The following is an 8,651-nucleotide window of genomic DNA, read 5'->3' as shown; positions in this document are numbered from 1 at the left end:
GTTCAGCCGGTCCGCCGGTCAGCCGATCAGCCCGAGCTCGCGGATGCGGGCGATGACCCGGTCGGCCGCCTGCTCGGGCGTGCACTCCACCGTGTCCACGCGCAGCTCGGGCCGCTCCGGCGGCTCGTAGGGCGAGTCGATGCCGGTGAAGTTCTTCAGCTCGCCGCGCCGGGCCTTCTTGTACAGGCCCTTGACGTCGCGCCCCTCGGCCACGTCGAGCGGCGTGTCGATGTGGATCTCGAAGAACTCGCCCTCGTCGAGCAGGCCGCGTGCCAGCGCCCGCTCGGAGCGGAACGGGGAGATGAAGGCGGTCAGCACGATCAGTCCGGCGTCGACCATCAGCTTGGCCACTTCGGCCACGCGGCGGATGTTCTCCACCCGGTCCACGTCGGTGAAGCCCAGGTCCTTGTTCAGGCCGTGGCGCACGTTGTCGCCGTCGAGCAGGTAGGAGTGGCAGCCGCGCGCGTGCAGCTTTTTCTCGACCAGGTTGGCAATGGTCGACTTGCCGGCACCGGACAGACCGGTGAACCACAGCACCGCCGGCTTGTGGCCCTTGAGGGCGGCGCGGGCGGCCTTGTCGATGTCCAGCGGTTGCAGGTGGATGTTGTGCGCCCGCCGCAGGGCGAAGTGCAGCATGCCGGCGCCGACCGTGTTGTTGCTGACGCGGTCGATCAGGATGAAGCCGCCGGTGTCGTGGTTGTCGCGGTAGGCGTCGAAGGCCACGGGGCGGTCGAGGGCGATGTTGCACACGCCGATCTCGTTCAGCTCCAGCTGCTTGGCCGCCAGGTGTTCGAGCGTGTTGACGTTGACCTTGTATTTCGGCTCGGTGACGGTGGCGCTGACCGTGCGCGTGCCGAGCTTGAGCAGGTAGGGGCGGCCCGGTAGCAGCGGTTCGTCGGCCATCCACACCACGGTGCACTCGAACTGGTCGGCCACCTCGGCCGGCGCCTCGGCGGCGCAGATGAGATCGCCGCGGGAGATGTCGATCTCGTCCTCGAGTGTCACCGTCACCGACTGGCCGGCCAGTGCCTGCGGCCAGTCGCCGCCGTGGGCGACGATGCGCGCCACGCGGCTCTCGCGCCCGGACGGCAGCACGCGCACGCGGTCACCGGGGTGCAGCGTGCCGCTGGCCAGCAGGCCGCAGAAGCCGCGAAAGTCGAGGTTCGGGCGGTTCACCCACTGCACCGGCAGGCGCAGCGGCGCGGCCTGCAGGCGGGTGTCGTCGATGTCGCAGGTTTCCAGGAACGCCATCAGCGTCGGCCCGTGGTACCAGGCCATGCGCGCCGACGGCTCGACGATGTTGTCGCCCTTGAGGCCGGACAGGGGGATGGCGGTGATGTCGGTCAGGCCGAGCCTGGCGGCGAACGCCCGGTAGTCGTCCTCGATGCGGCGGAACACCGCCTCGTCGTAGTCGACCAGGTCCATCTTGTTGACCGCCAGCACCACCGTGCGGATGCCGATCAGGCTCACCAGGTAGCTGTGGCGGCGAGTCTGCGTGAGCAGGCCCTTGCGGGCGTCGACCAGGATCACCGCCGCGTCTGCCGTGGAGGCGCCGGTGACCATGTTGCGCGTGTACTGCTCGTGGCCGGGCGTGTCGGCGACGATGAACTTGCGCTGGTCGGTGCTGAAGAAGCGGTAGGCGACGTCGATGGTGATGCCCTGCTCGCGCTCGGCGGCCAGGCCGTCGACCAGCAGGGCGAAATCGATGTCGCCGCCCTGGGTGCCCCACTTCTTGCTGTCGGCCTCGATGGCGGCCAGCTGGTCGTCGAACAGCATCTTCGACTCGTACAGCAGGCGCCCGATCAGGGTGCTCTTGCCGTCGTCCACGCTGCCGCAGGTGATGAACCGCAGCAGGCTCTTTTTCTCGTGCAGGGCCAGGTACTGCTCGATGTCGCTGGCGATCAGGTCCGAGACGTGTGCCATCAGAAGTAGCCCTCCTGCTTTTTCTTTTCCATGGAGGCGGCGGTGTCGTGGTCGATCATGCGGCCCTGGCGCTCGGAGGTCCGCGTCAGCAGCATCTCCTGGATGATGGCGGTCAGCGTGTCGGCGGTGGATTCGACGGCGCCGGACAGCGGATAGCAGCCGAGGGTGCGAAAGCGCACTTTCCTGAGCATCGGCGTTTCCCCGGGGTGCAGGCGCATGCGCTCGTCGTCGACCATGATCAGCGTGCCGTCGCGTTCCACCACCGGCCGCTCGGCGGCGAAGTAGAGCGGCACGATGGGGATGTTCTCGAGCTGGATGTACTGCCACACGTCCAGCTCGGTCCAGTTGCTGATCGGGAACACCCGGATTGACTCGCCCTTGTGCTTGCGCCCGTTGTACAGGCGCCACAGTTCCGGGCGCTGGTTCTTTGGATCCCACTGATGCTGGGCGGTGCGGAACGAGAAGATGCGCTCCTTGGCGCGGGATCGTTCCTCGTCGCGGCGCGCTCCGCCGAAGGCGGCGTCGAAGCCGTACAGGTCCAGCGCCTGCTTCAGGCCCTGGGTCTTCCACATGTCGGTATGCAGCTGCGAGCCGTGGTCGAACGGGTTGATGCCCTGCGCCTTGGCCTCTGGGTTCTGGTAGACGATCAGCTCCATGCCGATCTCGTCCGCCATGCGCTCGCGCATGGCGTACATGTCACGGAACTTCCAGGTCGTGTCGACGTGCAGCAGCGGGAAGGGTGGCGGCGCCGGAAAGAATGCCTTGCGGGCCAGGTGCAGCATCACCGCGCTGTCCTTGCCGATGGAATAGAGCATCACCGGACGCTCGGTTTCGGCGACCACTTCGCGCAGGATGTGGATGCTTTCGGCCTCAAGGCGCTGCAGGTGGGTCAGGGTGCTCATCGCGGGGTCTCTGTCAAGGGCGCCGGTGGCGGTGCATCAGCGGTGGCGGCGGCCATTTACGCACAGGTCTTCAAAAAATCTCGCACTGACCGGCAAAAATCGCCGTTGCCTGCCAATGTGAGTTCAAAATCTTCAACAACCATATGATTTTAAATAAAAATGAAGATTTGATTAAAAGCTGGGCAATCTGTGGCCGGTGACGTAATCATGCGCGCTCACCGGGCTTATTCAGCACGTAGTCCACAAAGTTATCCACAGTTTCTGGGGATAAGCACTGACGCCTGCTCAGGTTTCGAAAAAGGCCTTCAGTGCGCGGCACATGGCGTCGTGGTCGGCGGCGCCGGCACTCTCCCGCGCGCTGTGCATCGCCCACATGGGGTTGCCGACATCCACGCTGCGCAGGCCCAGTCGAGCCGCCGCCATCGGACCGATGGTGCTGCCGCAGGCCAGGTCGCTGCGCTGCACGTAGTGCTGCCAGGGTACGCCGGCGCGTTCGCAGGCCAGCTGGAAGGCGCCGGCCGACAGGCTGTCTGAGGTGTATCGCTGGCTGGCATTGGTTTTGATGACAGGACCCTGGTTCAGGTGCACGCGGTGATCGTTGTCGTACACATGCGGGTGCCCGGGGTTGAACGCATGCGCCATGTCGGCACTGACCAGCATGCTGCGTGCCAGCACGCGCTGTCGGTCCTGGTCATCCAGGCCGCAGCCGTTGGTGATGCGGCCGATCACGTCGTCCAGGAAGCTGCCGTCGGCGCCCTTGGCGCTGGTCGAGCCGACTTCCTCGTGGTCGAACAGGAAGCACAGCGCGCTCGCTTGCGGTGCGCTGTCGTCACTGTCCAGCAAGGCCAGCACGGCGGCATGGCACGAGCCGAGGTTGTCGAGTTGCGAGTTGGCGATGAACTCGCGTTGTGGCCCGAAGAATGCACCCGGCTGGGTGTCGTACACGTTCAGGTCGAAGCCGAGCAGGCCGTCCGCGGGTATCTGCAGGGTGTCGGTCAGCAGCCGGCGCAGCGTCTCGGCCGCCGGCAGGTCGGCCTCGACGGCGCTCAGCACCGGCGGCAGGCCGGTCTGGCGGTCCAGCCGCAGGCCATCCTCGTTCACCTTGCGGTTGAGGTGGATCGGCAGGTTGGGAATGCGCAGCAGCGGTTGCTCGATACGCACCAGGCGGCTGGTCACGCCGAATGGCATTGCCGGGTCGCGAATCGCCACCCGGCCCGCCAGACTCAGGTCACGGTCGCTGAAGGTGGCCAGGATGGGCCCGCCGTAGACCTCGACTCCCAGGCGCAGCCAGCCGCCACGACGTTCGCCGGCCAGCGGCTTCACGCGCAGGCCGGGCGAGTCGGTGTGCGCACCGACCAGGCGCAGGCCGCTGTCGGTGAGTGGCGCCTGGCCAATTCGAAACGCCGCCAGGGTGGAGTCGTCGCGGACCACGTAATGTCGGGCGCCCGGCGCCAGGGACCAGGCGTCGGTTTCGTCCAGGCGCGTGTAGCCGGCGGCCTCCAGCAGGGCGGCGGCGCTGGCCGCCGCGTGCCAGGGGCTTGGGCTGCGGTCGATGAAATCGAGCAGGGCCTGCGCGCGGGCGCGGGCGGTGGCGGAAACAGGCAGCAGCGCTTCGGGCATCTTGGAACGGCAGCGGTTGGGTCGCGGGCGACCATTGTACGCAGCGCGACGGCACCGGCCGCGGTATCGTTGCGCCGCGTGGCCTTCAACGGGCCACGGTTGGCGAATCGCGAGCGGCGCCGCACGGTATGGCGCCGCCGTGTGTGGGGGAGGGAGGAACATGCGTCAGGCGGCATCGGCAGTCGGCGGGCACGCGACCGTGCGGGTGGTGGCGCTGTGCCTGCTGGTGATCGTGCTCGACGGTTTCGACATGCTGGTCATCGCGCTGACGGCGCCGGCGATTGCCGAAGACTGGGCGCTCACGGCGCAGCGGCTGGGGCCGCTGTTCGTCGCCGGCATCGTCGGCATGATCGGAGGGTCGGTGCTGATTGCCCCACTGGGCGACCGTCTGGGCCGCGTGCGGGTGTTGATGTTGTGCTGCGGCATTTTTGGCGCGTTCTGTGGCCTGACTGCGCTGGCCGATGAGTACTGGGGCTTGATGGTGCTGCGCCTGTTGACCGGTTTCGGTCTTGGCGGGGCGGTGCCGAACGCGACGGCGTTGATCGCCGACCACGCGTCCCCGCGACAGCGGCCGTTGCTGGTGAGCATCGGGCTGGTGGGCTTTGCGCTCGGCGGCATGTTGTGCGCCGCGCTCACGGTGCCGCTGCTGCCGCGGTTCGGGTGGCGTTCGCTGTATGTCGTCGGTGGTGTTTTGCCGTTGCTGCTGGTGCCGGTCCTGGGGCGCTTCCTGCCCGAGGCGCCGATGACGGCCTTCGCATCGGCGCAGGCGCGCCAAAGGGGGGTGCGCCAGTTGTTCGCCGGTGCGCTGGGGCACGACTCGCGTCGTCTGTGGCTGGGCTTCTTCATCAACATGATGGTGATGTTCTTCCTGGCCAACTGGGTGCCGTACCTGGCGCGGCAGGCCGGTTTTTCGGCGCACCAGGGGTCGCTGGCGGCACTGGCGCTGAACCTGGGGGGCGTGGTCGGGCCGCTGGTGCTGGCGGTGCTGTGCCGGCGCCTGTACGCGCGCCGCGTGGTCGGCGGCGCCTTTGTGCTGGCGGCGCTGTGCCTGACCGCCGTCGGTTATGCCACCGGCGGTTTCGTTACCTACATGATTGCCGCGGCACTGGCCGGATTCTTTGTGTTCGGCGCGCAGATCGCATTGCATGCGCTGGCGGCTGCCGCCTACCCCACGGCGTTGCGGGCGACCGGCATTGGCTGGGCGCTGGGCTGTGGGCGGGTGGGCTCGGTGTTCGGCCCCCTGCTCGGTGGGGAACTGCTGCGTTCGGGCGTTCCATTGCAGCACTATTTTTCGGGCTTCGGCGGCGTGGTGTTGTTGGCCGCCGTCGCGACGTTCACCTTGAGTGTGCGGGTGGCGCGCGCCACCTGAGTGGGTGTGCCCGTCCACGGAAGCCGCGCACGCCATCCCGCGACAGGAATCCTCATGACCGAATCGCCCAGAACCTGGGATGTTGCCGACCGTCTCAATGCTGCGCCCCTCGGCTCTTGGCACTGGGTGGTGCTGGCACTGACGTTTGCCGTGGCCGCCGTCGACGGGCTGGATGCCCAGATCATCGGTTTCACCGCACCGCAGTTGGCGGCCGAGCTGGGTATCGGAAACGATCGGCTGGGGCCGGTGTTCAGCGCCGCCTTGTTGGGCATGACCGGTGGTGCCTTGCTGTTCGGGGGGCTTGGTGACCGCCTGGGGCGGCGTCGCATGCTGATTTTCTGCGTGCTGCTGTTCGGTGGCGGCACGCTGGTGACGGTGTTCGCCCACAGCGTGCAGGCGTTGCTGGTGTTGCGGCTGGTGACGGGGCTCGGTCTGGGCGGCGCGTTGCCAAACGCGGTCACCCTGATGGCCGAGTGCGCGCCTGCTCGTCACAGGCCGCTGCTGGTAACGCTGATGTATATCGGCTTTTCTGTCGGCGGTCTGTTTGGCGGCGTTGTCGCCGAAGCGCTGGTGGTCGAGCATGGGTGGCGCGCGATGTTCTATGTCGGAGGCGGGCTTCCGCTGGGCCTGGCACTGGTGTTGTGGTGGTTGTTGCCCGAGTCGCCGCATTACCTGACGCGGACCGGCGCTGGTGGAGAGCGGCTGGCCCGCCTGCTCGGGCGCTTCGATCGGGCGGGCGGTTACGCACCGCATGACCGTTACGTTCTTGCCGAAGCGGCGCCCGGCGCCCGGCTGTCCGCCCTGTTCGAAGGGCAGCGCAGGCGTAACACCCTGTTGTTGTGGCTGGCCTTCTTCATCAACCTGCTGGTGCTCTTTTTCCTGCTGAACTGGCTGCCGAAGCTGTTGGTCGATCACGGCGTCTCCCTGGCGTTGGCCATCCGCACGACGGTGATGTTCAACATTGGCGGTGTGCTCGGGGCGCTGGTGCTGGCCTGGCTGTCGAGCCGTTACAACCCGCGCCGCATGCTGGCGACGTTCTTTGCCCTGGGGGCGGTGTCGATCATGGCCATCGGCTTCGGCGACGGCCATTTTCTGCCGGTAGCGATGGCCTGCCTTGCGACCGGGTTGTTTGCCGGCGCCGCCCAGGTGGGCTTGTACCCGATCGCCACCCAGGTGTACCCCAGCGCGGTGCGGGCCACGGGCGTCGGGTGGGCGCAGGCCTGGGGGCGTATCGGGTCGATCTTCGGGCCGCTGGCGGGCGGCTGGCTGGCGGTGCTGGAACCGCAGTTTGTGGTGTATTTTCTGCTCTTCGGCGCGCCCCTGTTGCTGGCTGCGGCAGCCATTGCCGCAATGCACGATGTTGGCGTCGCCGAGCACCAGTACGACGGGGCCGCCACCGGCAGGCACCCGCAGCCGGAGGAGAGACAGCCATGAAACTGCGCGATCTGGACTTCGCCGCCCTGCCGCGTTGGCCGGCGGCCTTCAACCAGGTGCCGAAGTGGGCGTTCGAGGACCCGGACGTTTTCGATCTGGAACTCGAGCGCGTGTTCCGCGGCCCGCTGTGGCACCCGGTGGCACACGACGCCGAGTTGCCCAAACCCGGTGACTACAAGACGGTCACCGTCGGGCGAACGCCGCTGCTGGTAATCCGCGGCGATGACGGTCAGGTGCGGGCCTTTCACAACGCCTGCACCCACCGCAGCACCAAACTGGCCATGGCCTTTCGCGGCCATACCGGCGACATCGAGTGCCCCTATCACCGCTGGGTGTTCGATACCCGCGGGCGGTTGCGGGCCTGCCCGGGCGAGGCCGAGTACCCGCCGGACTTCAAGCGCGCCGACTACGACCTGGCGCAGCCACGCACCGCGCAGTATCTGGGGCTGCAGTTTGTGAGCCTGCACCCGGACCCGCCGCCGCTGCTGGACTGGATGGGGCACATGGCCGAGCCGGTGCGCGACGCCCTGGGCGGGGATGGCCGGCTCACGCTGCTGGGCTATCAGAAGGTGCGTTACCAGTCGAACTGGAAGGTTTACATCGACAACGACGCCTTCCATGCGCCGCTGCTGCACGCCGCCTTTCGCATGCTGCGCTGGCAGGGTGGCAGTGGACGCCAGAGTCGTCTGCCGGCGGGTCACATGATGATCTTGTCCGAAGTCGCGTCACAGCCCGGCGACGGTGGCCTGCTGCGCGATCCCAGCGTCATTGCCTACCACGGGGGCGCGGCGCCGCGAAACAAGGCGCCGGCCCAGGCGGCCGGTTCAAGCCTGCTGGCGTTCTGGCCGCTGACCGCCATTGCCAATCATCTCGACATCTTCAACATCCGCTACGCCAATCCGGTCGGACTGGATCAGGTCGAGGTGCATTACGCCTATTTCGCCCACGCCGACGACGATGCGCAGATGGTGCGTCACCGCCTGCGGCAGTCGTCGAACATGATCGGCCCCAGTGGCTTCGTGAGTCTGGAAGATGCCACGGTGTTCCTGCGCATCCAGCAGGCACTGGACACCGAGCCGGGCGCGACCTATTTCCTCAAGGGTTACCGCGACGGCGCCGATCTGACCGAAACCAAGCAGAACGACGAGGCACCCAATGCCCTGTGGTGGGAGCACTACCGGGCGACGATGGGTTTCGAGCGGCATTCGGGCGCGTCGTAGGCGGGTAGCACCCGGCCGGCCCAGCGGCGCCGTCCTGGAGGGCGACAGGCGACAGGCTGGGTTCTGATCAACACGTCGCGTGAGAATGGGAGGGTGGGGGTAGCCGGGAAGGACCGCGAATTGATTCAGGCGACTGCGCGGATGGCTGGGTGGGCCACCAAGGAACGCTGCCGTTGTGCGGTG

6 protein-coding genes are annotated in these 8,651 nt (G+C 67.4%); 3 read left to right on the top strand and 3 right to left on the bottom strand.

Annotated elements, in window-relative coordinates:
- Positions 1–18 precede the first annotated feature (18 nt).
- The 3 genes from cysN to ABYX71_RS08655 all read right to left on the bottom strand — a co-directional run bounded on the left by cysN (position 19) and on the right by ABYX71_RS08655 (position 4,445).
- The gene (cysN, locus tag ABYX71_RS08665) at positions 19–1,923 is read right to left on the bottom strand and encodes a sulfate adenylyltransferase subunit CysN (RefSeq protein ID WP_372696098.1); all 1,905 of its coding nucleotides are present in this window, start codon (positions 1,921–1,923) and stop codon (positions 19–21) included.
- Positions 1,923–2,825, bottom strand: coding sequence for a sulfate adenylyltransferase subunit CysD (gene cysD, locus ABYX71_RS08660; RefSeq protein ID WP_372696097.1), 903 nt, complete (start codon positions 2,823–2,825; stop codon positions 1,923–1,925). Before cysD ends, cysN begins: the two co-directional genes overlap by 1 nt.
- Before the next feature lie 285 nt (positions 2,826–3,110).
- A complete protein-coding gene (locus ABYX71_RS08655; protein ID WP_372696096.1) occupies positions 3,111–4,445 on the bottom strand; it encodes a M18 family aminopeptidase in 1,335 nt (444 codons plus the stop codon).
- A 160-nt stretch (positions 4,446–4,605) separates the two neighbouring features.
- Between ABYX71_RS08655 and ABYX71_RS08650 the strand changes: the two genes are divergently transcribed.
- The 3 genes from ABYX71_RS08650 to ABYX71_RS08640 are packed head-to-tail and all read left to right on the top strand — an operon-like array spanning position 4,606 to position 8,468.
- A complete protein-coding gene (locus ABYX71_RS08650; RefSeq protein ID WP_372696095.1) occupies positions 4,606–5,814 on the top strand; it encodes an MFS transporter in 1,209 nt (402 codons plus the stop codon).
- Between the two features lie 54 nt (positions 5,815–5,868).
- Positions 5,869–7,248 carry an MFS transporter gene (locus ABYX71_RS08645; RefSeq protein WP_372696094.1) on the top strand — a complete coding sequence of 460 codons (1,380 nt, stop codon included), beginning with the start codon at positions 5,869–5,871 and terminating at the stop codon, positions 7,246–7,248.
- On the top strand, positions 7,245–8,468 hold the full coding sequence (locus ABYX71_RS08640; protein ID WP_372696093.1) for an aromatic ring-hydroxylating dioxygenase subunit alpha: 1,224 nt from the start codon (positions 7,245–7,247) through the stop codon (positions 8,466–8,468). Before ABYX71_RS08645 ends, ABYX71_RS08640 begins: the two co-directional genes overlap by 4 nt.
- The last annotated feature ends 183 nt before the right edge of the window (positions 8,469–8,651 follow it).

Origin of the sequence: Immundisolibacter sp., assembly GCF_041625615.1 — a bacterium.
GTDB lineage: Bacteria > Pseudomonadota > Gammaproteobacteria > Immundisolibacterales > Immundisolibacteraceae > Immundisolibacter.
The sequence above is the reverse complement of the archived record's forward strand: the minus strand, read 5'-3'. Positions and strand labels throughout refer to the sequence as shown.

Bases quoted from the DNA above. Each gene is read 5' to 3' on its own strand.
- ABYX71_RS08650 (WP_372696095.1), top strand. From the start codon at position 4,606: ATGCGTCAGGCGGCATCGGCAGTCGGCGGGCACGCGACCGTGCGGGTG.
- ABYX71_RS08640 (WP_372696093.1), top strand. From the start codon at position 7,245: ATGAAACTGCGCGATCTGGACTTCGCCGCCCTGCCGCGTTGGCCGGCG.
- ABYX71_RS08655 (WP_372696096.1), bottom strand. From the start codon at position 4,445: ATGCCCGAAGCGCTGCTGCCTGTTTCCGCCACCGCCCGCGCCCGCGCG.
- cysN (WP_372696098.1), bottom strand. From the start codon at position 1,923: ATGGCACACGTCTCGGACCTGATCGCCAGCGACATCGAGCAGTACCTG.
- ABYX71_RS08645 (WP_372696094.1), top strand. From the start codon at position 5,869: ATGACCGAATCGCCCAGAACCTGGGATGTTGCCGACCGTCTCAATGCT.
- cysD (WP_372696097.1), bottom strand. From the start codon at position 2,825: ATGAGCACCCTGACCCACCTGCAGCGCCTTGAGGCCGAAAGCATCCAC.